Here is a 24,648-nt window from a genome sequence, read left to right as displayed (position 1 = left end):
ATATGATGATGCTTGGTTTGTGTTCTTATCGTAAAGCCAAGCGGCCGAGGGTTCAATCAAATGTAAATCGCTTTCAGTCATGATCGATGTTGACATCATTTTCGCTGGCCGAAAATGAACGCCGCTAGTATGCCCGCCAAACCCGGTTCGATGCGGGGGTTTCCGAGCGGGGCGCGGCACCCGCTCCGCGGCCCGAGCGACCCCCGGGAACGCCAAAAAAACCGCGGCGCTCCCGAATGGAGCGCCGCGGTTTCCCGGCGTTGCATAGAACAGTAAAAGCGGCGGCCAAGGTCCGTCTTGGGGCCGCGGTTTGTCTCGGCTACAGGTCTAGGATAACGTTCGCCCTAGCCGGTCGCGCGGTATTCGCCTTCGTCCAGCAGGATCGTGCCCTTCCCCGTCGCGGCGCAGCTCCTCGACGGCCGCTTGAACGGCGGACGAGGAGAAGCCTTGGACCGCCGCGCCCGGCCCGCCGACCGTGATCGTTCTGCCCGTGCCGGGCAGCATGGATTCCCGCATCATAGCGGCGCTCCTTCCGCCGGCGGCTTCGTCAGCCCGTACTGCTCCAGCAGCGCGCGCCGGTGCGCCTTGACCCGCAGGAAGCCTTCCGCTGCCGCGCCGTTGCCCCAATCGAAGATCGTGAATTCGCCGATGCCTTCGCCGTTCTCGTCCGCGACGCCGCCATGGCCGTAGTTTTCCATCATGAAGCCGTAATCCCGCTCGCCGAAGAACGGATGCGCCTTCTCCCACTGCGCCTTCGTCCTCGGATTCTCCGGGCAATACATCATGACGAACGCGCAGCGCAGCGCGGCCAGTCCGCGCTCGACGTATTCCTGCCGGCCGAGCAGCTGGCCGTAGTCGAGGATGAGCTCGGCGAACAGGCTCTGGCGCGCGTCGTTCCATTCGCCGTCGGCGTTCATGACGCCGAAGCCCCCGAGGGCGTTCACGTGAATGTACGGCGGCTGCCACGATGCCTGCGTCATGAGCAGCTCGTCGAGGCAGCGCTCGCCGAGTTGCAGATGCCGCTCCTCGCCGGTCGTCCGATGACAAGCTAGCAGGGCCTCGGCCGTCCAGAACATGGAGAAGTTGCACTGCTTGTACATGTCGTTGCGCTCGGCCTTGCGGCCGAGCAGCGTATCGCTGCCGTAGCCGGAGCACGACCAGTACGTCTCGAAGTCCTCCCAGCGGCCGACGGGGACGATCTCCTCCGCCACGGCGTCCATCGCCTTCAAGGCGGCCGTCCGGTACGCGGCGCTGCCGGTCAGCTCGTGGAGCTTCAGCAGGAACGTCACGGACATCGACGTCTCCGGCGATTCCGCCAGGACCGGCAGCGGCTGCAGCGTCGCGGCGTCCAGCCAGGCCGGGAAAAACCCTTTGCCGTCCTGCAGAAGCAGCAGCGCCTCGCCGTAACGCTCCGCGTACGCGAGCAGGCGCTCGTCCCGTTCGAGCTCCTCGTGCCAGCGCAGCATGAGCAGCGCGGTGAAGCTCATGTCGAGGATATGGTACGGCGCTTCCTTCGCCGAGCGGGTGACGGGATTGCGGTTGGAATTGCCCCAGTACGCCGTCTCCCAGCCTTTCGCGCGGCTCACGGTCCTGCCGCCCACGTCGATTTGCTCCATCTCGGCCGCGATGACGGCCGGGAAGAAGCCCTCCCGCTGGGGCGCCGACAGCGCCAGTTCCTTCATCAGCCGGGCGCGCTCGAGATGCTCCCGGCTGCCGGTCTCCAGCCCGTAGCGGTACAGCCCCTGCGCCGAACGGAGCGAGCTGAACCAGGCTTGATTCCAGATCGAGCGGAATTCCCGTTCGTTCACCGGCCCGGGGTAGTTCGGGCTCTGCGTCACGTTCACGATGAACACCGGCGCGCCGACCGTCCTGCCGTCCAGCTCGAACTGCTGCCAGACCGCGTCCTTCCAGTCCTCGAACGCCCAGCGGTACGCGTGGCCGACGTACGGCTCGAGCGGCCGCCCGATCGGTTCGCCGGCGCGGAACAGCGCGCCGCCCCACCCGCTCCACAGCAGGTCGAGAACGGGCCGCCACGGGTTCCGCGCGTAATCCGGTCCTTCCCCGGTCAGCACGAAGAAGCCGAATTCGACGGTTCCCGCGGGATACGCCGCGCCGGCTTCCCGTTCGTACAGCACGTGCTCGGCCACGCGGTAGCGGCTCATGCCGAGCGTAAGCCGGTTATCCTTGGCGTTCAGGTCCATGTACCAGCGGACCGGCGAGCCCGCGAGCAGCAGGTCGAGGTCGGGCACGACGGCCAGCCAGCGGTCCGCGTCGTGCACGATCAGCGCCGGCGAGCGAAAGCCGTGCTGGTCGATGATATGGCGGTCGGTCGGCGTCAAATGAGGCGCCCAATGGAAAGCCGGCGCGAAGGCCGGCGCGATGTCGATCCGCCAATCGTCCTGGCGGACCGGCTCGGGCAGCTCGAAGCGCAGCTTGACGTTCACCCGGCCGGCGCCGGCGCGCGTCGCGTCGACCGCGGGGCGGACGCCGCCTAGCGATGCCGCCTCCATGCTCGCGATGAACGCGGCGAGCGCGCCGTCAAGCGGCACGCGAGTGGTTTCGTTGGACACGGTAGTTCCTCCTATTCGTGGGCATGCGGCCGGCGGCGCAGGCTTACTCCAGTGCTTCCGCCGCGACCCGCTTGCCGTCCCGGAATTCCTGCGGGCTCAGCTGCGTCATCTTCTTGAAGCAGCGGGTGAAGTACGCGGCGGACTCGAAGCCGACCGCGCGGCCGATCTTGCGGATCTTCATCTCCCGCTGCAGCGGCAGCTCCTTCGCCTTCTGCACCCGGGCGTCGATGATGGAATCCTTGAGGCTCTGCATGTTTCCTGCTTGTACAGCTTGGACAAGTACGAGGGCGACAGGTAGACGAGCTTGGCCAGCTTCGTCAGCGACAGATCGCCGCCGAGGTTGTCCCGGATATAAACCTGCACCTTCCAGAAGACGTCGCTCGTCTGCTTCTCGTTCTTGCTCGCCGTCTCCTCGAACAACAACTTCGCGAGCCCCTCGAAGCGCGCGGTCGTCTCCCGCCGCGTAGCGTGCTCGCCGATGTTGAACAGCTGATTCAAGTTGAACCGTTCGGTAACGGTCTTCATCAAGCCCCAGCGGTTGAGGTGCGCGATGAACATCGACACCATGGAGTAGAAGATGTCGACGGCGACGCCGGTCTTGGAAACCGATTCGCCTTCGGCCAACTCCATGAACTGGCGGCACAACTCCGGCTCGTGCGCCGGATCGGAAAACAGATCGATCAATCCGTCCACGATGATCGGTTGGTCGTCGACGACCGGCAGTCTTCACATCTCGCCAACCTCCTCCTCGTAAGCGTCTATGCGCGCCGAATGGCATGCGCGGGAGGAAGCGCGGCTTCCTCCCGTACGTCGGCCTTGCCCGTTATGGCATGACGCGCGATCCGCGCCGCGCGACCGGAGCCAGGCGGGCGGCTTCTCGTGAATTCGCTTACACGTCGGCGCGTTCCGGACCTTTCTCCCCGTCTTCCAGCAGGTCCGCGGTACGCGCCTCGCGGTCCGGAAGCGCCGGGAACGGCTTCGTCGGCCGCGTCTGGTACCAATAGGCCACGGAGCAGACGTCGTCGCTGCGCTCGAACAGGCAGTTCTCGCTGTCTTCGGGCACGCCCGGCGCGGGGTAGCAGACGGACCGCTCCCCGTAGAAGGCGTCGGACGACTCGCGGGGCCCGAAGCCGAGCTGCTGCAGCGTCGCCTTCAGCGACTCGCGGAAGTAAATCGGATCCTTCCCGTGAAACCGGTACATGGAGAACAGCGTCTTCTCGTACTCGACGAGCGGCGCGCCCTGCTCCGGCGTAACGACCTCCTGCAGTCCCCACGCGCTGCCCACGTAATCCTCGAGGCCGGTGCCGCAGATCGTCGGATGCGTCTCGTCCTCGTCGATGAAGAACTTGAGCTCGCCTTCCCCGAACCACGTCTTCGCCTGCAGGATGCTGCGCACGCCGATGACGGTGCCGAGGTAGACGCCCGGTCCTTCGATGCCGTCCAGAATGACGAAATCCTCGTACAGCGGGCACGGATTCTGACGTCTGAATTGCGCGTGGAAGTAGCCCGCGTCTTCGTCCAGCCGGTCGCCGCGCGTAAAATCGACCTGATAGAACAGCATGTCGACGTCGAAGCCCGCGTCGTTCTCGACCGTGATGCGCGCCCGCTTCCGGAACGGCATCGGGATCCAGCAGTTGAAGCCTTTGCCGCTCTGCATCGTGACGTAATCCGTGACGAGGCAGCGCTGCCGCCCGTGCGCAACGCCGAAGAAGTCGCCGAGCGGCACTTCGACGCTCGGGGTCTCTTGGCCGTCCCAATACATCCGAATAATCAGATTGCGCATGACGGCGGGGTTGCCGGGCGGCACGGTGCACCAGATATGGCGGACGATGCCCGGTCCTTCGGCGTCGAGCAGCGTCTGAACGGCGCCGGCCTTGAACGGATGGATGCACGCCGAGCCTTTCCGGCCGTTGTTCGCCTGGCCGCCGGCGCCCCGCGCCGCGGTTTGGTTTTCCGCCGTGGCGGCGTAGGAGCGGACGTGCGTTGGACAGGAATAAAGCATGCGAAGTATCCCCTCTCTGAACGTGTTCCTATTATTCTTTGACGCTGCCCAGCACGATTCCTGTCATGAAGAAGCGCTGCAGCAGCGGATAAATCAGCAGGTTCGGCAGCTCCGGCACGTAGACGAGCAGCTTCATGTGATGGCCTTCGAATAGCGCGACGTCTTAGAATCTTGGGATAAATCGATTTGGACCGGAGTCCCGCGATTACTTGCTGCTGCACGTGGATCAACCTCCCCCTAATAAAAAAACCGCGTCGCAAGGAACGCGGATCGTGATCTGTGAATCCCTTCCTCCATCCCGGGGCCCGTCTGGCGCGGCTACGTACCGCCGCGGTAGGCCTTCTCGTGGTAACGCGTGATCGCCTTGAACAGCTCGCGGCCTTCGTCCGTCAGCGGCCGCCCGGGGTCGAAGCCGAGCCGCATCGCGCGATACGTCTCCGGCACCCAAATGTACGCGTGTACATATTCGGTAGCGAGAAACCCCGCTTTTTGCCAAAAGGCGATGCGCGCCGCGTTCTCCGGCGTCGCTTCCGCTTCCGCCTCGATGACGATCCCGCGGCAGCCGGGGCGGACCGCCAGCGCCCAGCCGCGCAGCGACGCGGCGCAGCGAAGGCCGATGCCGCGGCCGCGCAGCCGATGCCGGACGGCCAAGTAATCGACGACGAGCACGTCCATCGTCGCGTCGAAGGCGGTGAGCGCCATGGCGGCCGCCTCCCCTTGCTCGCGCCACACGTGAAGCGCGCACAGCTTCCTCTCGAACATCCGGCGGAGGATGCGGCGCGGCTTCCGTCCGTGCTCCGGGAAGCCTTCTTCGTAGATCGGCTCCGCTTCCGCCCACAGCGCTTCGTCCCATCGCGCGGTCGTCACATGTTCCATGGCTGCACCTTCTTCATGTCGGGATAGGCGTCCGTCGTCATTCCCGCTCCGCCGCGCTGTCGAACGTCACGGTGAAGGTCGTCCGATCCGGGTCCGACTCGAACGTAATCGTTCCGCCGTTGCGTTCGACGATCTGCTTGCAGATCGCGAGGCCGAGGCCCGTGCCGTCGGACTTGGTCGTGACGAACGGGTCGAACAACGTCGGCCGGAGCTCGGCGGGGATTTCCGGACCGGTATTGCCGATCCGGACGCATGCCGTTTCGCCTTCGCTATAAGTATGTACCGAAATCTTGCGTTCCCCTTCCACGTCTCGCAGCGCGTCGATCGCATTGTTCAGCAAATTGGACAGCACCTGCATGACCGAGGAGCGCTGAATCTTCACGCGAAGGCTCTCCTGCAGCGACAGCTCGAGCTCGATGTTCTCGTTGAGCAGCAGCGGGCTGACGAGCAGCAGCGTCCGTTCGATGAGCTCGTTCAGCGAGATGTAAACGCTGTCTTCATCGGCGATGGGTTTCCGGGAAAAGCTGAGAAAACCGGTAATTTGCATTTCGATCGTATGGAATTCCTTGTCGATGATGTCCATGTACCGCTCGACCGCGCCGAGCTCGCCCGCCGGCAGCGTCTTGCGGATCAGGGAGAAGAAGCCCCGGATCGTCGTGAGCGGATTGCGGATCTCGTGCGCCATGCTGGACGCCATCTTGCCGATCAGGTTCAGCTTCTCGTCGTGCATGTCTTCGATCAACTTGTCCTGCCGCTCGATCCGGTAATGGGCATGATCCCAAAAATAGATATAAATCGCGGATTGGAAATGGTCGATCCGGGAGATGACGCCGGCGATCAACCGGGTCAACGCCGCGCGTTCGACGTCGTATTCGGCGAGCGCGTCGAGAAGCGCTTCGCGGAAGAACTGCGAGCTGTTCAAGATATGCTCGATGGATACTTTTTTTTGAAACAGCATCTGGCACCAGCGTTCGTACTCCTTGAACAGCGGATGCTCTTTCATCGGAATCTCGACGTCGGCCACCAAACGAACGTACTTCCTGCCTTGTATGAGGAGCTCGTCCAAATCGAAGTAACCCGGGTAAGCTTGTTCCATGCGATAAATCCAACTCTCGACGATGATGTCCTGCTGGGTGTCAAAAAAACGGTTGAGTTCGCTCATGGGATCGCTCCGATTAGAAGTGAAATTAGAGAGTTGCCGATAAACGCAACGAAAAATAAACGAAAAATAAACGAAAAGAAACGTAGTACTAATTCCACATGACGAGGGGTTTTCCTGCTCCGTCGCCAAAATACCATATATTTCCCCGTGAACGAACATCCGATTTGACAATGGTTGGCAATAAAGGTATACCAAAATGGAGCCTTCCCGATTTCAGTATCGAACGATAGGAGCGAACGACCATGACCCTTGAACTAACCGTCCTGATCACCGGCGCCGGCGGCGGCATCGGCCGCGGACTGGCGCTTGCCTACGCCGAGCGGGGCGCGAACGTCGTCCTCGTGGACCGGAACGCCGAGGCGCTGGAGCAGACGGCCGCGCTCGCGCGCGCCGAAGGCCGGGAGCCGCTCGTCCGCGCGCTCGATCTGAGCGACCCCGCCGAGATCGAAGCCTGCTTCGCCTGGCTGCGGGAGCGCGGCGTCAAGCTGGGCGCGCTCGTCAACAACGCCGGGCTCGGCGCCTGGAAATCCGTCTACGATCTGTCCGTCGCGGAGTGGGATTACGTCCTGAACACGAATCTGCGGGGCACGTTCCTGTGCGCGCGGGAGGCGGCCAAGCTGATGCGGGAAACCGGCGGCGGGGCGATCGTCAACATCGCCTCGACGCGGGCGATTATGTCCGAGCCGAACTCCGAAGCGTACGCGGCGTCCAAGGGCGGCATTCTCGCGCTCACGCACGCGCTCGCCCTCTCGCTCGGCCCCGATCGCATCCGGGTCAACGCGATCAGCCCCGGCTGGATCGAGAACGGCGATTACGCCGCCCTGCGTCCCGTCGACCATGCCCAGCATCCCGCGCAGCGCGTCGGCCGGCCGGACGATATCGCGCGGGCATGCCTGTACTTGACCGATCCCGGGAACGACTTCGTGACGGGCGCGAACCTCGTCGTCGACGGCGGCATGACGCGGAAAATGATGTACGAGGAATAGCCCGAAGCCGCCGGGCGTCCCTCCGGCGGGAAGCGGCGATTCCGCCAAGGCCGCGGCTTCCCCGCTTCCGCGCTTGACGGGCAGGCGGCATCCCGAATCAGGCCGCTGCATTCCGCGCCGATGCCAAATGAACCGGGTCCGCCAATGCGGACCCGGTTCTTGATATTCAGGCCTGAGTTGTTACGGCTGCCTCGGCGGCTTGTTATAGCCTTTGTCGCCGTAGGGCTCCAGCTTCTCCAGCCAGCGCTTGGCCATTTGCTTCGTTTCCCAGCGGACGTCGGCGACCTCGCCGGCATCCTTCTCCTCCAGCACGTCGTAGGCGAACGCGCGCTCCCCGTACGTCTTCCAGTCCCGCTGCAGCTCCGCGTTGGCGAAGCGGCCCATGTCCAGCTGGGCGCGGATCGTGAGCCACTTGTTTTTCAGGTTGGGGTAGGCGTCGACGTAGACTTTGCCGTTCGCCGCGTTCGTGATGCGAATGGCGCCCATGTAGGTTTTGATTTCCTTGTAGGCTTCCTGCAGCTCTTTGCGCTTCTGTTTATCCATGGCTTTTCTTCCTCTCCGTTCGATCGAATCCGTTCGATCATACCCGTTATAAATGCCGGGCGACGATCCGCACGAGTTTGGCCGGGAGTTCCTCGAGCTTCGCGATGTCGAGGAACCGCTCGTCGCCGTAGATGCGGCCGATGATTTCCTTGTCCTGCCCGATCGCCGCCGCGACGAACGCGACGCCTTTGCGCTCGTATTCCGAGATCACCGCGCGCATGTCGCGGGCGGCACGCTCGCCGGCGTAATCGTCCATCGCTTTCGGCTGTCCGTCGCTGACGCTGAGGAGCAGCTTGGCGCTCTGCGGCATGCCCGCGAGCCGGTCCGCCGCGATGCGGAGCGCCATGCCGTCGCGGTTGTTGCCGCGGGCGCGGATGCCCATCAGCCTGAAGCGGTCCCCGGCATCGGGCCCGGCGGGATCGGCATAGGCGTAGACGGACATCTGCTCCAGCCGCGAGACGTCGGCCGTGTCGCCGTAGATCAGCACCGGAATGCCGCACATGGCGCAAAATTCGTATACCGCGACCGCCGCGCGCCGCGCGGCCTCCAGCCGGCCGAACGCCGACATCGAGCCGGATTCGTCGATCCGCAGCCCGACGGCGAGCGACGGCGAGTCGGACGGCGGCCGCTTCTTCGCGAAATGGCGGAAATCGCGCCGCGCGGCGCTGTCCGCCTGGAACCGCGCGCCATAGAAGTGATGCCGCGCGAAGTCGGGCGCCTGCTCGCGCTCGAGCAGCGGGAGCGTCTGCGCGGCGATCTCGCGCACGACGGGCAGCAGCTCGGCGCGAAGGCGCCCGTAAGCCCGCTCGTCGGCTTCGTCGAAGCCCGGGCGGTGCACGACGAGCTTCACGCCCTGATGGATCGACTCTTCGACCGCGCCGCGCGCTTCTTGGTTCAACTGCTTGCGGAACGCCTGCTCGCGCTGCTTGACCTCGTCCGCCGAGGCTTCGTCTCGTCCGTCGCCGTGAACCCGCGGCGCTCCGTCTTCCTCGCGGTCCGAGCGCTCCATGGCGGCATCCTTCGCCGAAGCGCCGGAAGAGCCGTCTTCGCTGTCGGCCGACCGCTTCAGCGCGAGCGCCCGCTCGCCATCGGCTTCCGGTTCGGCCCCGTCTTCCATGTCGGATTCCGCGGCGCCCCAGGTTTTGATTTCGATCTTCATTTCTTTTTCCTTTTCCTTTTCGATCTTCATTTCCTTTTCGATGTCCATTCCCGGTTCGATTTCCATTTCCTTTTCGATGTCCGGCTCCGTCTCGCCCGCGCGCGTCTCCCGCTGTCGGCCGGACGGCTCGCCGCCGTCGCGCGGCTCGCGTGCCGTCGCTGCGTCAAGGTCCTCCAGCTCGCGGAACAGCCCGCCCTGCGCCAGCGCCTCCTCCAGCAGCTTGACGTCCTCCGGGTCGGTCGAGATTTTGTAGATGACTTTGGTGTATAGCGTCTCCCGCGCATCCACGCCGTCCGCGACCGCGTCCGCCCAGGCGAAGTACGAGCGCATGCCCGCGACGCCTTTGATCGCGTGCGCTTTGGCCGTCCGGTCCAGCGTCAGGATGACGTCCGCGAGCGTGCCGAGCGTCCGTTCGTCGCGGCAGCCGGTCTTGGCGGCGGCGCGCCCGATCATGACTTCCCTGGCGGGCAAATCCATCTTCTCCGCGTGCTGCACGCGGTCCCGCAGCGCTTCGTTGAGCGGCCGGACGCCCGCGTAGCCGCGGTTCGTCGTGATGACGGCGACGAAATCCGGATGCCTCCGCAGGAGCCCCGTCGGCAGATTGAGCGCGCCGTCGGGCTCGAGCGCCGCGTTCAGCGCCATGAGCACCGCCGCGTCGCGGATGACCGTCGGTTCCTGAATTTCGAGCAGGTAGCCCCGCTCGAACGCCCGGACGATCTCGGACGGGTAGAACCGGTATTCCACCGCCTCGCCGCCCGCTTGCGCCGAGACGAGACCGATCAATCGCTTCAGCCGGGCGGACGCCGATTCCGGGGGAAGGCCGAGCGCGTCCGCGATCAGCTGGCCCGCGCCTCGGAAGCCGTCGCTCGCGTACAACGCCTGCAGCGCCGTCCGGTCGTCCGGCTCCAGGCCCTGCTGCCGCTCGGGGGCGATGACCGGCAAAATGGCGCCGATGACGTCGGTTTTGTCCATGTCGGCGAAGCACGTGATTTTCGTATAAGGAAGGCCGAAGTTCGCCGACAGCGCCTTCGCCAGCTGCGTTTTGCCGGAGCCGGCGTCGCCCTCGAGCAGGATCGTGGCGATCTTCAGGTCGCCGCGGTGCCAGTTGCGCCGGACTTCGCGGCTGATGCGGCGCTCTTCGCCGCTTTCCGCGTGCGTGGGCGGTTTCGTCCAGACGAGCGCCCGTTCGTCGGGCGTCAGCCGCCTGTCCGGCGACAACGGTTCATGGGGCGGTCGGTTCATGGGGACGTGCTCCTTTCGATCGGCGGCCGCCGGCCGCCGGGGTTGTGGTTTGGGTTTGGGTTTGGGTTTGGGTTTGGGTTTGAGATTGGGTTTGAAATCGCAATCGAACGACCATTTAACATTCAGTAATTTAGTAATTTAATTCGCATAATTATTTAGTAATTTACTAAATACAACGTCATTATAGCCCCATCCCTTTGCCGGCGTCAACGGGCAGCTATCCTCGCGTCCCGAACAATCGAAAGAGCGGATCCCGATTCCGGAATCCGCTTCTTCCGCTTGACGACGTCCAGCCGCGCCGCGACTGCCGTCTCAGCTCCGCATCCGCTCAAGCATGGAACGCTTTCCAGAACGGCCCGTTCGTATCGAGAATCTGCCCGACCTGCGTGAACGGAATCGTGAACGTCGGAAAGCCCGCGGAATACGGCGCGATGTCGTACGGGGCGAAATAAGGATGAAGCGCGTTCGCCGTGACGTAGAACGGCTGGTCGGGCGCGATGCCCTTGTAGGCGTCCGGGAACACGTAGGAATATTGCGGGTCCTCCTTGATCTGCTTGCCGACGATGTCGCTCAGCACCTTCACGTAGTCGCTTCCGGGCTTGAACAAGTCCTTCAAGGCGAACATCCGGCCGTCGGTCAAATCCACGATCGCGTAGGTTTTCGTCGGCATCCCGTGGGCCGCACCGAAGGGAAAGTTATAGCCGGTCAGCTCCAATTCCAGCAGCTGCTGTTTGTAGAACGCCACCTCGAAATCGCCGCTGTACGTATAGCCGAGCTGTTCGTCCGCGGGAACCGGCTTGACCTGCGACATCGTTTTCAGCTTCTCGTTCACGCTCCGCTCCGCCGCGCTGTCGGCCATGCCCTCCACCTGCGGATAATAGACGAGGTAATCCCGGTTCGGCATGAACTTCAGCTCCTTGACCGCATAGGGCGGCCGCAGCGGAATCACGGTATTCTGCTTCCACGCGATGCGGCCGTCGCGCCGCAAATAGGACAGCCGGCTATCGACGTACGCCTTGATCAACCCGCCCGGCTCCATCGTCAGCGTGCCGCTTCCCGCCACCCGCGGATAGCCCGGCGCCGGCTTCCCGGACCGGTCGATGAAATACGTCTCGCTCGCGTCCTCGGCCGAAGCGAGGCCGTTCTTGAACTCGCCGACGTCGCGGTACAGGAAATCCGTCAGCCGCTTGCCGCCGCGGTCCGCGATCGCATACCGCGAGCCGATGAACGGCTGCTCGGGATCGATCGCCATGCCGAGCGCGAACCGGTCCTGGCCGAGATCCCGGATATCGTTGTAGCCCGCCTGAACGATGAACCGGCCCTGCTTGTCGATGATGCCGTAGCTGTCCTTGAAATCCTCGGCCGTGTTCACGATGGCCCGGCCGTTCCGGAACGGCAAGGCGGACGTATACGCCGGTTGAATGACGATCGCGCCGCGTTCGTCCAGATAGCCGTACTTCCCGTTCGCTTCCTTCCGGAAGGCGAGCAAGCCGTCCCCGGGCGGACCGACGTACGGATAGGCATACGTCGCGAGCCGTTTCCCGTCCTTGTCGATGAGCGCGTACTCGTTGTCGGCGATTTTCGCGAGCGCTTTGCCGCCTTCGAAATCATAGGCTTCCGCAAACTGCGCGGGAATGATCTCGGCGCCTTGCGCGTCCAGGTAACCGTAACGCGAAGCGCCGCCTTCGTTGCCTTCGGGCGTGACGTAGAACATCGCCCGGCCGTCGCGCATCCCCGCGATGAACGGATACGCCCGCTTCGTCAGGACGCGTCCCCGTTCGTCGATCAGCTTGAAGCCGTCGGCGTCGATGACGGTTGCCCGTCCTTCGGAGAAGTCGCTGACGGAATCGTAGACGGGCTTCACGACATAGTTGGCCGAGGCGTCGATCACGCCGTACTTGCCGCGTTCCGCCACGACGGCCAGTCCGTTCGGCTGAAAATCGTTCGCGTCGTCAAAGCGCGGCGGCACGGTCATGTTGCCGGCCCCGTCGATATAACCCCAGCGCAGCCCGCCTACCGTCTTGACCGAGGCCGGGTACAGCCCGGCCGCCCGGGAATCCGCGTCCGGCTCCAGCATGGCCAGCAAGCCGCGCTCCAGATTCAGCATCTCCTCGCGCGACGGCGGAAGCGCGCAGCCGAGCGCCCGGCGCACCGACGCCAGCGCGGGCTCCGGGTGCCCGGCCCGGCAATGGGCTTCGGCGAGGTAATACCAATAGAACGCATTGCCCGGATCCTGCCGGGTCAGCGCCTCGTGATAGCGGGCGACGCCGGGATAATAATGCGCGTACGACTCCCGCGCCGGCGCGAAGGCGCCGTTCGTCCAGCCGACGACGTCGACCCGGTACGCGCCGCCGGCGACATGCGTCCACAGCGCGAGCTCCGCCTTGCCGTCCGTCCCCCGGAACCCCGGCATATCCGCCGCTTCCATATGGTTGCAGAACAAATCCGGCGGCGCCGCGTCCCGCAGCCCGCCTTGGCTCCACTCGTAGACCGACGGCTTCGTGTAGCCGCCTTCGAGCTGCCAGCCGACGGTCAGGTTCGGCCGTCCCGCGCGCGTCACGGGCAGCGCGCCGAACAGCGAGACGCCGTAGCCGAGCCCTCTCGCCTGGCAGGCTTCCGTCCAGGCGCCGTTCCGGTAATGCAGCACGAGCAGGCGGTTTTCCCCGTTCGCCCGATACGCCGCCGCGATCTCGGGCTGCCGGTCCCCGTTCAAGTCCGCCGCGCACACCGCCGCATGCGGATAAGGCTTGTCGATCCAGACCAGCTCCGCGCCGGCCGGCAGATGCGCCGCGGCCAGCCGGGCCAGCCGGACGTCGTATCCGTTCATTTTCCGCAGCCTCCCCCATTCCCGTCTCGTTCGCCTAATCGTATGCGGCGCGCGGGGAGATATGCCTAGGTCCGCGGATGTACCGGACCGCATGCCGCGCTTGCGGGACGGCTTTCGAAACGCCTGCTTTCGGACGTCGGACAAGAGAGTTCGGAACTACCGGCCCGTTCGAATCCGGGCTCGATCCCTGCCGCAATCCCAATAAAGGACTATTGACTTGCGTTTCTTCCGTTAGGGCATAGTAAACAATGGTTTAAAAGGCAGGAACGGAACGAACCGGAAGGAGTCAGGAATGAACACCATCACGAACATCCGGGCCGGGCGCGTTCTCGTCGCGCTCTTGCTGCTGCTTGCGGCATTCGGCGCGGGCAGCATGGCGCCGGCCGCCAAAACGGCCGGTACCGCGGCCGCCGCGGCGGGCGACGTCTGCCAAGGGAAGACGCTCGTCATGGGCACCTCGCCCGATTATCCCCCTTACGAGAACACGGATGCCAAGAACGGCGGCGCGATTATCGGCCTCGACATCGATATCGCCAAGTCGATCGCGGCCAAGCTCGGCTGCAAGCTGGACATCGCCGGCATGGACTTCAACGGCCTGATCGCGGCGCTGCAGACGGGACGGGTCGATTTCGTCATGTCCGGCATGTCCGTTACCGAGGAACGCAAGAAGAGCGTCGACTTCTCGGATACGTACTACGTCGCGCGCAACACCATCGTCTCGGCCAAGGAAAACGCGTACCAGTCACTCGCTCAATTGGCGGGCAAGCGCGTCGGCGCGCAGCTCGGCTCAACCCAGGAGAGCGTCGCCGCGGCCATCGACGGCGCCGCGGTCAAGAAGCTGAACAAAGTTACCGATCTCATCCAAGAAATCAAATCGAACCGCATCGATGCCGCGATCATCGAAGACGCGGTTGCGCTCGACAACATCGAGGCGAACCCGGACCTGTCCTTCGCGATGCTGCCGGCCGGCGCTGCCGAGGAAGGGTACGCGATCGCGTTCCCGAAGGGCTCGAGCCTGACGCCGGCCTTCAACGAAGCGCTGAAGGACATGGACGCGAGCGGCGAGAAGCAGCGCATCATCGACGCGTGGTTCGGCAAGCACGACGCCGTCCCGGCCAAGCCGGGGCTGATCGACTTCAGCTCGCTCGACGGCTACACCGGCTTCATCTTGCGCGGGACGCTCGTCACCTTGCTGTTCACGCTCGTATCCGCCCTGCTCGGCTTCATCTGGGGCACGATCCTTTCGCTGTTCAAGCTGTCGACGGTCAAGCCGCTTCAATGGTTCGCGACCGTCTATACGTCGGTCTTCCGCGGCACGCCGCTTCTGCTGCAGCTCGTGCTCATCTACTACGCGACGCCGCAGCTGACGGGTTACGACATCCCCGCGTTATTGGCCGCCGGCCTCGCGTTCGGCCTCAACTCCGCGGCGTACCTGTCGGAGACGATCCGCGGCGGCATCATGGCCGTCGACCGCGGGCAGCGGGAAGCGGCGATGGCGCTCGGCATTCCGTACCGGACGATGATGGTCAGCATCATTTTCCCGCAGGCGGTGAAGAACATCCTGCCCGCGCTCGTGAACGAATGCGTCGCGCTGATCAAAGAATCGTCGCTCGTCTCGGTCATCGGCGTCGCGGACCTGCTCCGCCGCGCGAGCGAAGTGCAGGCCGCCACGTACCGCGCGTTCGAATCGCTGCTGTTCGTCGGCGCGATCTATTACGTGCTCGTGCTCGTCCTGACCTCGCTCGCCCGATTGCTCGAAAGGAGGCTGCGCCGCAGTGATTAAGGTAGACCGATTAACGAAAAGCTTCGGCAAGCACGAGGTGCTCCGCGGCATCACGACGGACGTCGCCCGCGGCGAGGTCGTCGCCGTCATCGGCCCGTCGGGCTCCGGCAAATCGACGTTCCTCCGCTGCCTCAACCTGCTCGAGACGCCGAGCGGCGGCCGGATCGAGATCGACGGCACGACGATCACCGATCCGAAGACCGACATCACCCGCTTCCGGCAGCGGATCGGAATGGTGTTCCAGCATTTCCACCTGTTCCCGCACATGTCCGTCATCGACAACATCATGTTCGCCCCGGTGAAGGTCAAGGGGCTGTCCCGCGAGGAAGCGCGCGCGAAAGGCATGGGCCTGCTCGAGCGCGTCGGGCTGCTGGAGAAGGCAGACGCCTTCCCGTCCCGCCTGTCCGGCGGACAGAAGCAGCGGATCGCGATCGCGCGGAGCCTGGCGATGGATCCGGAGATCATGCTATTCGACGAGCCGACGTCCGCGCTCGACCCCGAGATGGTCAAAGAGGTGCTCGAGGTGCTGCGCGGCCTCGCCGATTCCGGCATGACGATGCTCATCGTCACGCACGAAATGAAGTTCGCCCGCGAAGCGGCGGACACGATCTATTTCCTCGACGACGGCAAGCTCGTCGAGAAGGCCGAGCCGGAGCGGTTCTTCACCGCTCCGCAGAGCGAGCGCGCGCAGCGGTTTCTGGAGCGCGTGCTGTAGCGGCCCCGCAGGCGCAATAGCCCCGGGCAAGGTTTAGCGAACCTTGTCCGGGGCTTTTTTTGCGTGGCGCGAATTGCGCCGGCGGTGCCGCACGGAAGTTTTGGCGGCGGCGCGGACGCGCTCCGGCGCCTTCGGCGCGGCGCCGAGGCGTTGGAGCGCCGACGGTGCGGTCGCGGAACGGTTGCGGACGTTTTCGCTGGCGGCACGGTGCGGGTACGGGGAGGGTGCTTCCGCATGCATCTTCGCGCGAACCGCGCCTTAAGCGGTCACGGGAGCCGTTATAATTAATTCGCCCTTTCTTCCGGCTAAGCGGCCATACGTTCCGCTATTTACCGAAAACAGCTGCCTTTCGGCGCATCCGCCCTCCATAACGGATCTCCTGGGCGCCAAACTCCCGAAACAAGCGAATATCGCAACATAACGGCTTTCGTGTCCGCACGGCATGATTCAAACGCGAATTGCGGGTTGAAACGATCGCCGGCTCACTCTTCATTCAGCCGGATATCCATATGATGCAGCAGCGACAATGCCTCCGGCAGCGAGAACATCGCCTGCGAGAGCCGGTTGGCGCCGGGGTCGATCTGGTAGTTGACGGCATCGGAGAAGTCCGCGCCGCGAAGATCCGTATCGCCGAACAAGCTTTCGCTGAAGTCCGTGTCGCGCATGTCGGCCTGCGCCAGATTGGCTTCCCGGAAGTCCACGTCCTTGGCCAGGCAGCCGTTGAAGACGCATTGCGGCAGCTCGAGGCCGATGAAGGTGGCGTGGTTCAGCGTGCAGCCTTCGAATTTGAGCAAGCCCGGCACGGCAATCCGCGGCCAGTCCGCCTCGGTCCAATTGACGCCGACCAGCTTGGAGCCCGTAAACGATGCCTGCGCGAACGCCGTATCCGCGATCCGCACGCCGTTCAGGTCGCAGCGGACGAAGCTGCAGCCCGAAAATTTGCAGTCCCGGAACGCCGTGCCGGCAAAATGGCAATCCGTGAACACGCAGTCGTAGAACCGGACGCCTTCCAGCTTCTCCTCCTCGAAACGGAGCTCGCCGAAGGACTCGTCGTAGTATTCGGATTCGTTGAACATTTCCATTCATCCTCTCCTGTTCGTTACGCACGGAACCACTTGCGCAAGTTAGCCGTCCTCGCGCCTCCGGAGCGTCAGCGATTGAAAATGAGGGGCGCCGAAGTACGGGTGGACGAGCGCGCGTCGTCGTCGGTATACGACGCGAAAAATCGCTTCGGTTCGTACGCGTCCTGCTCCCAAACGCCCTCTCTCCCGGCAATGGCGGACCATCTCGGGCGACAAGCCGACGCAATCGACCTCCAAGCCCCGGCTTTGAAAATAGCGTCCGTCCGTTCCGGGACCCGAGCCGATTTCCAGCAGCGTCCGCTTCCCTTCGCTCTGCAGCAGGCGCGCGAACGACTCCCGTTCGTACGGTTTCCATTCCGCCGGAACGGAATTCGAGCGCCGCTCGAATTCGCGGTCGTAAGCACGGGCGAGATCGTATTCTTGCAACAAGGCGTCTTCCTCCTTCAGACGGTTGATTGCTACCTACTTCCACGCCCGAGCCGTTTTCTCCTGTTTGGGACGCGAAAGCCGTCGGGTGGCGGCCCGGGCCCCGACGACGACGCACGAGCTTTCCGCGTGCAGCCTGGCGAAGAACAGCCCGGTCTCGAAGACGGGAAGATGCGCACGACACGAATTTCCCGCACGCGATTTTCGCCCCGTCCGCCGTAACCGCGACGGACGGCTCGCCTTCCTTGACCGATTCGATCGTCGTCTCTTCGCAGATCCGTCCGCCGAGACGGACGAAGGCTTCCGCTTTCCAACGCTTCATCCGAGGCCCCGGCCGGTTATCCCGGCGATTCAACCGTCCGGCTGGCGTTTATTAACACGTAATCTCGTCAAGGAGGTTCAAACGCATGAGCGGACATCGCAAAACCTGGAAGCCGATTCCCGGCAAACACGACCCCTGTCCCCCGCTGAAGGAAAAGACGTACGAGACGCCGCCCAACCTGTACCTCGGCGTGCAGGAGCCCGGTCTCGAACAGTTCGCCCCCGCGGAAGCGCTGAAGAAAGGCACGCTATGGCCGGCCTTGTTCGGCCCGTACGAATCGCCGTTCGAGCCGGAGCCGCGCGCCCGGAAGAAGGAGGACTAACCATGAAACAACCGACCATCAAAGCGATGACCCAGCTGGAGCAATTGCAAGCCGTCGATTTCGCGATCGTCGAGCTTCGCCTTTACCTGGACACGCATCCCGGCGACGCGGAGGCGCAGGCGCAGCTCGACGAGCTCGCGAGCGAGCGGCTGAAGCTGAAGGAAAAGGTCGAGGCGGATTTCGGCCCGCTTTGCCACAGCGAAGCGTCCCGGGCCGGACAAGCCGTCAGCTGGAGCGAAGGCCCGTGGCCTTGGCAGCTGTAGCTCGCGCGCGTTCGTCCCGCAAGATAACGCGAAGGAGGCAAATTCCCATGTTCGTATACGAGAAGAAGCTGCTGTATCCCGTCAAAGTGAGCAGCTGCAACCCGAAGCTGGCCAAATGCCTGATCGAGCAATACGGCGGCTCCGACGGCGAATTGGCCGCCGCGCTGCGTTACATGAATCAGCGGTACACGATTCCGGACAAGGTCATCGGCCTGCTGACCGATATCGCCATGGAGGAATTCTCGCATCTGGAAATGATCGCGACGATGGTGTTCAAGCTGACGAAGGACGCGACGCCCGGCCAGATCCGGGAAGCGGGCCTCGAGCCGCACTACGTCAACCACGGCAGCGCGCTCTACTACGAGAACGCGGCCGGCGTGCCGTTCCAGGCCTCCTATATCGCGGGCAAAGGCGATCCCATCGCCGATCTCTACGAGGACATCGCGGCGGAGGAGAAGGCGCGGGCGACGTATCAATACATCATCGACCTCAGCGACGATCCCGATCTCAACGACGGCCTGAAGTTTCTGCGCGAGCGGGAAATCGTGCACGGCCAGCGGTTCCGCGAAGCGGTGGAGCTGCTGAAGGAAAGCCGGGATGCGCGCTCCTTCTTCTAGCATCGGCCCGAAACGCGCGAAAAAGCTGCCATCCCGTGACTGGGACGGCAGCTTTTTGGCGCGTGGCGGGCGGACCGCCCGGCGTTATTCCGACCAGCGGCTGTGCAGCACGCAATCGCAGAAGCTCGGGCGCTTGTACCCCGGCAGCAGCAGCTCGCAGACGTCGGACTTGATGTTGCCGAACGTCGTTTCCGGCTTGTGCTTGAAGCCTTCGAGGAACGCGTGCAAAATCTTCTGCTTGAACCGGTCGCGAGGAAACGCCGCGGTCACCTGCTCGCGAATGTCCGTCGTCAAGGCGTCGAAATTCTCCCCCATGACGTCGTAGCCGACGCCCGAATAAATGAGCGCGACCTCGGGCTCTTTGTGCTGGGCGATGCCGATCGTCGTGTGCAGGGCGATCGCGTCCCAGACGAGCCGGACGGACGCCTCCGGCACGCCGTGCGAACGAAGAAAATCGCGCGCGGCGTTCGCGCCGTCCACCTCGAAGCGCAGGTCCGGGCTGCTGTACCTCTTCGTCAAGCCCAAGTCGTGGAACAGCGCGCTGATATACAGAAGCTCCGAATCGAAAGCTAGACCCGCTTGCCTCCCTTGCAGGGCGCCGAACAGGAAGACGCGGTGGGAATGGTTCCAGAGCAGCTCGTCGCCGTGGTCGCGCAGCAGCTCGGCCGCCTGCGACGCCAGCCGGCTGTCCGGGATCGCGATATCGGCAATGGTTCTCGACATCATCAATGACCTCCATAAGAACATGATGGCTTACGCCTTCATTGTACAAAGCGACCTTTCATTGATCAATACTATCGTTTCTATATTAATCATAGACGAAATTGATCATTGTCGATTTCACGCTTCTCCCGCTTCATAGATTTTCCGTATTCATTCGTCTATAATGATAGGTATCATCAATGAAAACCCCGCACGGAGGTCGGAGTCCCATGGAACTTAGACAGCTAGAATATTTCAGCGCGATTTGCGACGAGCTGCATTTCACGCGCGCGGCCGACAAGCTCGGCATCACGCAGCCGACGCTCAGCCACCAGATCAAAGCGCTCGAGGACGAGCTCGGGACGCCGCTTTTCGACCGGATCGGCAAGCGGATCGCCCTGACGCAGGCGGGCGCCGTGCTGAAGACGCATGCCGCCGTCGTATTCGGCGCCCTGCGCAGCGCGAAGGATCAAATCGGGGAGCTCCACGAGGGCGACCGCGGCACGATCTCCGTCGGCACGCTGCCCGGCGAGCTGAATCATCTGGCCGCCTCGCAGCTCGTGGCCTTCAATCGGCAATTTCCGAACATTAAGATCAAAATCTCCGCCGTCGAGAACGTCGCCGAGCTGGTCGTGAACAACGAGCTGGACGCGGCGATTACGTTCATGCCCGTGAACGACGAACGGCTCGCGGCGCTGCCGTTATACGAGGAACGATTTTATTTGGCCGTCGCCCCCGACCATCCGCTGGCGAACGCGGCCAGCGTCCCGTTCCGGGACGCGGAGCGGCTGCCCGTCATCTGGTTCCCGCAGGACCATAAGTGCCGCCAGCTGATCGAAGCGACGTGCAAGTCGTCCGGTATCGCCATGAACCCGATCATCGAGACGAACACGATTGAATCGATCTTCAGCCTCGTCGGCTCCGGCGCCGGCGTCAGCATCCTTTCCAAGTCGCTCATTCAATTGTACGGCAGCGAGAAGATCCGGGCGATCCCGATCGTCGATCCGGTCTTGAGGCGCGAGGTCGTCATCGTGCACAACCGGGAGAAATTCATCGGACGCCCGGTAAAAGCGTTCATCGCCCTGCTGCAGCGCTTCGTCGAAGAGAAACGCATTGCGGAACAGGGACCGGCCGTCTGACCGCCGACCGCCCGACCGCCTCGCGCGGTTTACGGCCTGATTAGGGCGGCATAACGACCGTAACCCTCGCGTTCCAGCTCTTCGGCGGGAACGAAACGCAAGGCGGCGGCGTTCACGCGGTAATGCAGCTTGTCGGAGCCGGGGCCGTCATGCAGCAGCTCGCCCAGGTACGCGTTCGACAGCCGCGCGCGCAGCAGCGTCCGCGCCCGGCCGCCGCCGAGCTCCGCCTCCCGCCGTACGGCCCCTTCCTCGATCGGCCGCACGAAACCCGGATGCCCGGTGCCGGAAGCGAATTTGTCCGCCGAGCCGAACAGCGCGGCGCCGTTCAGAACGTCGACGTACAAGCCGGCGCGATCATCGTCCCAGGATGCGTTGTCGAACGCCGGCTCGTCCTCGCCCAGCTGCGTGACGCGGAACTGCCGGTCGGTCAGCTGCCCCTTCCACCGCTCCCGGTCGCGCTCGGTATGCCAATGCCGCCGCGCGAACGTTTCCCGTCCGGATGCCTCGACGTACTTGTTGTAATGTCCCCGGTGCGTCTTGTAATAGTCCTGATGCTCGTCCTCCGCGGGATAGAACGGCCCCGCGTCCAGAATCGCGGTGACGATCGGCTTCTTGAACCGCCCGCTCTTCTGCAGCGCCCGCTTCGACGCCTCGGCCAGCTCCCGCTGCCGCTCGTCGTGCGCGAAGATCGCCGTCCGGTACGAATGGCCGCGATCCTGGAACTGCCCGCCGTCGTCGGTTGGGTCGATCTGCTGCCAGAAGATGTCCAGCAGCCGTTCGTACGGGAACACCTCCGGTTGATACATGATCCGCACCGCCTCGTAATGCCCGGTCGTCTCGGTGCCGACCTCCTTATAAGTCGGATGTTGCGTATGCCCGCCCGTGTACCCCGAGACGATCGACACGATGCCCGGCAGCTCGTCGAACGGCTTCACCATGCACCAAAAGCACCCTCCGGCAAACGTGGCCGGCTCGGTCCCGTACTCTCCGATTTTCATGCGATGCTTCCCCTTTCCTTAACTCGTTGGCAAATGTGATTTATCTGCATTATGACGCACCGGCGGGACGGGATTCAACCTGCCGGGCAGCGCGGCGGTCCGTTCGGCTGGCCGCTCGGCGCCTTCCAGCACCGGCGATCCGCCGTCGCCGACGAAGACGCGCGCTTCCGGCTTCATCGTCCTTACGCCCGGCCTCCGCGCAATCGGCCGCGTCTCCCGACTGAATCGCCACGGCCGGCTTCGCGCCATGCCTTCACTATAGCAAGACCGGGGGGACGCGGACAAGAATCGACAACGCCCCCGCCAGCGGACCCGCCGCCGATCGTCCTCCGATCGCATCGGCCCGTCCCCCCGAGTTATTATCACAATACCATCAACTCGGTCACGTTTGATCCTAGCCGGACCGCCACGGACGGCGGTATAGTCGGAGATGCCCGCATGGAACCTGCAGCCAAGACGATTTTTCGCTATTCCGAGCTTCGACGCTTCCGGCGGAACGGTCCGCCGGCCCGGGAGGTGATTGTTCGTGCGCTTGCGGCAACGGGAACGGGAGCCTTAGGTTCGGCGCGCCGGCGAATGAAGCAGCGCGGCCCAATCCAAACTCCAAGGAGGAAGATGATGAACAATCGACGGTTTAGAAAGCGCTTTCTAGCTACAGCCTTCGCCATGTCCCTGATCGTGGCGAGCGCCCCGATCGGCACGGCGACGACGCATGCCGCGGGTACGGCTTCCGCGAACAAAACGCTTGCCGGCCTCGCGATCGACGGCAGCGTGAACGAATCGGTCTGGAATTTGAACGGCACGCTCGGCACGGCGACGATCGGCTCCCCGAACAATGCGGTGACCTTCGGCACGCTGTGGGACGCCGACTACCTGTACGTCGGCGTGAAGGTTCTGGACAGCGCCCTCAATAACGACTCTTCCGCGATCTACGACGACGACTCCATCGATATCTACATCGACGCCAACCATAACAAAGGCACGTCCTACGACAGCTTCGACCGGCAGTTCCAGGTCGGCTACAACGACGGTTCGCTGGCCGAGAAGAACGGCAACACCGCCGGCGTCCTGCACGCCACGGCCGCCGTCCCGGGCGGCTACGCCGCCGAGCTCGCGATTCCGTGGAGCAGCCTCGGCGCCGCGCCGGCCGCCGGCACCGTCATCGGCTTCGACGTCGCGGCCAACGACGACGACAACGGCGGCGCGCGCGACGGCCAGAGCATCTGGAGCGGCACGGCGAACGATTATATGGACACGTCGGCCTTCGGCGATTTGACGCTGTCCGCGACGACGGTCGGCGGCGCCGCCGCGGGCACGTCGACGGCCAACAAGACGCTCGCCGCCATCGCGGCCGACGGCAGCTTGAACGAATCCGTCTGGAGCATCGCCGCGGCCGCAAGCAAGACGACGATCGGGACCCCGAACAATTCCGTAACCTTCGGCGCGCTCTGGGATGCCAATTACCTCTACGTCGGCATGAAGGCGCAGGACGGCAACCTGAATAACGACTCCGCGCTTATCTACGACGACGATTCCTTCGACGTGTACATCGACGCCAACCACAATAAAGGCACGTCCTACGACAGCCACGACCGGCAATTCCAGGTTGGCTACAACGACGGGGCGCTGGCCGAGAAGAACGGCAACACGGCCGGCGTGCTGCACGCGACGGCGGCCGTCGCCGGCGGCTATTCGGCCGAGCTCGCGATCCCGTGGAGCAGCCTCGGCGTCTCGCCGGCGGCCGGCATGGTCATCGGCCTCGACGTCGCGAACAACGACGACGACAACGGCGGCGCGCGCGACAGCCAGCTCGTCTGGAACGGCACGGGGAACGATTACGCCGATACGTCGGCTTTCGGCGACCTGACGCTGTCCGGCACGACCGTCGGCACGCCGGCCGCCGAGACGGTCGGCGGCGGCAGCTTCGCGAATCCGGCCGTCGGACCGGCGCCTTCGGGCGCGTTCTCCGGCTTTACGCTGGTGAAGAACTGGCACTTCGGCGCGAACGGCACGATCAAGAACACGAACGACCTGATCGGCGAATTCCAATTCCACGACCAGTTCGGCACGGTCGCGAACGGCACGAACTACGGGGCCGTCATCGTCGCCCCGACCGCCGCCACGGCGCTCGCCAGCACGCCGACCGGGCCGCAGCCGGTCGAGGATCCGAGCCATCCGGTGCGCGCGTTCATGTCCGACTCGCTCAAGACGTTCCTCGTCCCGCTGAACGGCGCGACGACCGTATCCCCGAGCCAGCATAACGTCGGCAACGGCTCGATCCAGGCGAAGTGGAACCTGCCGAACGGCGGCTCGCTCCTCGGCCGCGACATCCTGTGGGAGACGCGCGTCCGCTACGACACGCCGCAGGCGTTCTGGTTCGCGCTCTGGAACGCGGGCAACCAATGGAGCCAAGACGCCGAAATCGACCTCGTCGAGAGCTTCGGCTACGACAACGGCGGCGGCAATACGAATTTCGACGGCCGCTATTGGCACTCGAACAGCGTCAACAATCCCGATGCGATCAATTACGGCAGCTGGTCTTCGGGCATGGCGGCGGGCGGCGTGTCGTCCTTCGATCCGCTGCAATACCACACATGGCAGCTGTACTACGGCAAGGACAACTCGTACAAAATGTACATGGACGGCCATCTGGTTCAGTCCGGCAGCAACTACAACTGGACGGTCGGCAACGTGCCGGGCGGCACGCCGGTCGACTTCGACTTCCTGTTCGACTTCGGCTGGGGCCATACGCAGATCGCGAGCGTGAACAAGACGCTCCCGGCTTCCGCGCTGGCCGGCAAATATTACGAAATCAACTACAGCCGCGTTTATTTGCGCTAACGCGGCCGGCGAAAGGCGGATCCTGCGATCCGCCTCTTTTCCGCATCCGCTTTTTTGCCCGCGCCGATGCT

The 24,648-nt window shown here is 64.0% G+C and carries 23 protein-coding genes; 8 read left to right on the top strand and 15 right to left on the bottom strand.

What is annotated here, in order from left to right:
* Positions 1 to 327 precede the first annotated feature (327 nt).
* The 7 genes from BMZ79_RS02995 to BMZ79_RS02970 all read right to left on the bottom strand — a co-directional run bounded on the left by BMZ79_RS02995 (position 328) and on the right by BMZ79_RS02970 (position 6,610).
* Positions 328 to 516, bottom strand: coding sequence for a hypothetical protein (locus BMZ79_RS02995; protein ID WP_090636395.1), 189 nt, complete (start codon positions 514 to 516; stop codon positions 328 to 330).
* Complete coding sequence (locus BMZ79_RS02990) at positions 516 to 2,570, bottom strand: glycoside hydrolase family protein (RefSeq protein ID WP_143088874.1); 2,055 nt, start codon at positions 2,568 to 2,570, stop codon at positions 516 to 518. Before BMZ79_RS02990 ends, BMZ79_RS02995 begins: the two co-directional genes overlap by 1 nt.
* 43 nt (positions 2,571 to 2,613) lie before the next feature.
* A complete protein-coding gene (locus BMZ79_RS34125; protein ID WP_218154638.1) occupies positions 2,614 to 2,787 on the bottom strand; it encodes a helix-turn-helix domain-containing protein in 174 nt (57 codons plus the stop codon).
* Complete coding sequence (locus BMZ79_RS02985; RefSeq protein WP_177221982.1) at positions 2,748 to 3,263, bottom strand: helix-turn-helix transcriptional regulator; 516 nt, start codon at positions 3,261 to 3,263, stop codon at positions 2,748 to 2,750. Before BMZ79_RS02985 ends, BMZ79_RS34125 begins: the two co-directional genes overlap by 40 nt.
* A gap of 196 nt (positions 3,264 to 3,459) precedes the next feature.
* Positions 3,460 to 4,572, bottom strand: coding sequence for a glycoside hydrolase family 172 protein (locus tag BMZ79_RS02980; protein ID WP_090636390.1), 1,113 nt, complete (start codon positions 4,570 to 4,572; stop codon positions 3,460 to 3,462).
* 318 nt (positions 4,573 to 4,890) lie between these two features.
* The gene (locus BMZ79_RS02975; protein ID WP_090636388.1) at positions 4,891 to 5,448 is read right to left on the bottom strand and encodes a GNAT family N-acetyltransferase; all 558 of its coding nucleotides are present in this window, start codon (positions 5,446 to 5,448) and stop codon (positions 4,891 to 4,893) included.
* Between the two features lie 37 nt (positions 5,449 to 5,485).
* Positions 5,486 to 6,610 (bottom strand): sensor histidine kinase, encoded by a 1,125-nt coding sequence (locus tag BMZ79_RS02970; protein WP_177221981.1) that lies wholly within the window; start codon positions 6,608 to 6,610, stop codon positions 5,486 to 5,488.
* Between the two features lie 242 nt (positions 6,611 to 6,852).
* On the opposite strand from BMZ79_RS02970, the gene BMZ79_RS02965 reads away from it, so the two are divergent.
* Positions 6,853 to 7,596 (top strand): SDR family NAD(P)-dependent oxidoreductase, encoded by a 744-nt coding sequence (locus tag BMZ79_RS02965; RefSeq protein ID WP_090636384.1) that lies wholly within the window; start codon positions 6,853 to 6,855, stop codon positions 7,594 to 7,596.
* Between the two features lie 180 nt (positions 7,597 to 7,776).
* Here the strand turns inward: BMZ79_RS02965 and BMZ79_RS02960 are convergent, their stop codons facing one another.
* The 3 genes from BMZ79_RS02960 to BMZ79_RS02950 form a co-directional block, all read right to left on the bottom strand.
* Positions 7,777 to 8,139 carry a GIY-YIG nuclease family protein gene (locus BMZ79_RS02960; protein ID WP_090636382.1) on the bottom strand — a complete coding sequence of 121 codons (363 nt, stop codon included), beginning with the start codon at positions 8,137 to 8,139 and terminating at the stop codon, positions 7,777 to 7,779.
* 46 nt (positions 8,140 to 8,185) lie between these two features.
* The gene (locus tag BMZ79_RS02955; protein ID WP_090636380.1) at positions 8,186 to 10,540 is read right to left on the bottom strand and encodes a cobaltochelatase CobT-related protein; all 2,355 of its coding nucleotides are present in this window, start codon (positions 10,538 to 10,540) and stop codon (positions 8,186 to 8,188) included.
* Positions 10,541 to 10,868: 328 nt separating this feature from the next.
* Positions 10,869 to 13,367, bottom strand: a complete 2,499-nt coding sequence (locus tag BMZ79_RS02950) for a WG repeat-containing protein (protein ID WP_090636379.1) — start codon at positions 13,365 to 13,367, stop codon at positions 10,869 to 10,871.
* 292 nt (positions 13,368 to 13,659) lie between these two features.
* Here BMZ79_RS02950 and BMZ79_RS02945 point away from each other — a divergent pair, with 292 nt between their 5' ends.
* Together BMZ79_RS02945 and BMZ79_RS02940 are read left to right on the top strand one after the other, a co-directional pair.
* Entirely contained in the window at positions 13,660 to 15,150 is a 1,491-nt protein-coding gene (locus BMZ79_RS02945; RefSeq protein WP_256252523.1) for an ABC transporter substrate-binding protein/permease, read from the top strand.
* Positions 15,143 to 15,865 carry an amino acid ABC transporter ATP-binding protein gene (locus BMZ79_RS02940; RefSeq protein WP_090636377.1) on the top strand — a complete coding sequence of 241 codons (723 nt, stop codon included), beginning with the start codon at positions 15,143 to 15,145 and terminating at the stop codon, positions 15,863 to 15,865. The genes BMZ79_RS02945 and BMZ79_RS02940 overlap by 8 nt, the downstream gene beginning before the upstream one ends.
* 482 nt (positions 15,866 to 16,347) lie before the next feature.
* Here the strand turns inward: BMZ79_RS02940 and BMZ79_RS02930 are convergent, their stop codons facing one another.
* Both BMZ79_RS02930 and BMZ79_RS02925 read right to left on the bottom strand, forming a co-directional pair.
* Positions 16,348 to 16,947, bottom strand: coding sequence for a pentapeptide repeat-containing protein (locus BMZ79_RS02930; RefSeq protein WP_090636373.1), 600 nt, complete (start codon positions 16,945 to 16,947; stop codon positions 16,348 to 16,350).
* Positions 16,948 to 16,989: 42 nt separating this feature from the next.
* Positions 16,990 to 17,376 (bottom strand): class I SAM-dependent methyltransferase, encoded by a 387-nt coding sequence (locus BMZ79_RS02925; RefSeq protein ID WP_090636371.1) that lies wholly within the window; start codon positions 17,374 to 17,376, stop codon positions 16,990 to 16,992.
* Positions 17,377 to 17,780: 404 nt separating this feature from the next.
* Between BMZ79_RS02925 and BMZ79_RS02920 the strand changes: the two genes are divergently transcribed.
* Genes BMZ79_RS02920 through BMZ79_RS02910 form a run of 3 tightly spaced genes read left to right on the top strand, consistent with a single transcriptional unit; the run spans position 17,781 to position 18,897 of the window.
* Positions 17,781 to 18,017, top strand: coding sequence for a spore coat associated protein CotJA (locus tag BMZ79_RS02920; RefSeq protein ID WP_090636370.1), 237 nt, complete (start codon positions 17,781 to 17,783; stop codon positions 18,015 to 18,017).
* 2 nt (positions 18,018 to 18,019) lie between these two features.
* Positions 18,020 to 18,280 carry a spore coat protein CotJB gene (locus tag BMZ79_RS02915; RefSeq protein WP_090636368.1) on the top strand — a complete coding sequence of 87 codons (261 nt, stop codon included), beginning with the start codon at positions 18,020 to 18,022 and terminating at the stop codon, positions 18,278 to 18,280.
* Positions 18,281 to 18,327: 47 nt separating this feature from the next.
* A complete protein-coding gene (locus tag BMZ79_RS02910; RefSeq protein ID WP_090636366.1) occupies positions 18,328 to 18,897 on the top strand; it encodes a manganese catalase family protein in 570 nt (189 codons plus the stop codon).
* An 84-nt stretch (positions 18,898 to 18,981) separates the two neighbouring features.
* On the opposite strand, the gene BMZ79_RS02905 is transcribed toward BMZ79_RS02910, so the two are convergent.
* The gene (locus BMZ79_RS02905; protein WP_090637108.1) at positions 18,982 to 19,620 is read right to left on the bottom strand and encodes an HD domain-containing protein; all 639 of its coding nucleotides are present in this window, start codon (positions 19,618 to 19,620) and stop codon (positions 18,982 to 18,984) included.
* 209 nt (positions 19,621 to 19,829) lie between these two features.
* Here BMZ79_RS02905 and BMZ79_RS02900 point away from each other — a divergent pair, with 209 nt between their 5' ends.
* Entirely contained in the window at positions 19,830 to 20,738 is a 909-nt protein-coding gene (locus BMZ79_RS02900; RefSeq protein WP_090636364.1) for a LysR family transcriptional regulator, read from the top strand.
* Between the two features lie 29 nt (positions 20,739 to 20,767).
* On the opposite strand, the gene msrA is transcribed toward BMZ79_RS02900, so the two are convergent.
* Positions 20,768 to 21,736 carry a peptide-methionine (S)-S-oxide reductase MsrA gene (gene msrA, locus BMZ79_RS02895; RefSeq protein ID WP_090636361.1) on the bottom strand — a complete coding sequence of 323 codons (969 nt, stop codon included), beginning with the start codon at positions 21,734 to 21,736 and terminating at the stop codon, positions 20,768 to 20,770.
* A gap of 18 nt (positions 21,737 to 21,754) precedes the next feature.
* A complete protein-coding gene (locus tag BMZ79_RS34120) occupies positions 21,755 to 21,913 on the bottom strand; it encodes a hypothetical protein (RefSeq protein WP_177221980.1) in 159 nt (52 codons plus the stop codon).
* Positions 21,914 to 22,354: 441 nt separating this feature from the next.
* Between BMZ79_RS34120 and BMZ79_RS02890 the strand changes: the two genes are divergently transcribed.
* Positions 22,355 to 24,577 (top strand): sugar-binding protein, encoded by a 2,223-nt coding sequence (locus BMZ79_RS02890; RefSeq protein ID WP_177221978.1) that lies wholly within the window; start codon positions 22,355 to 22,357, stop codon positions 24,575 to 24,577.
* Positions 24,578 to 24,648 lie beyond the last annotated feature (71 nt).

This window comes from Paenibacillus sp. UNC496MF (assembly GCF_900113915.1).
Lineage (GTDB): Bacteria > Bacillota > Bacilli > Paenibacillales > Paenibacillaceae > Paenibacillus_Z > Paenibacillus_Z artemisiicola.
Note: the sequence above shows the minus strand (reverse complement) of the source record. Positions and strands in the feature narration are given on the sequence as shown.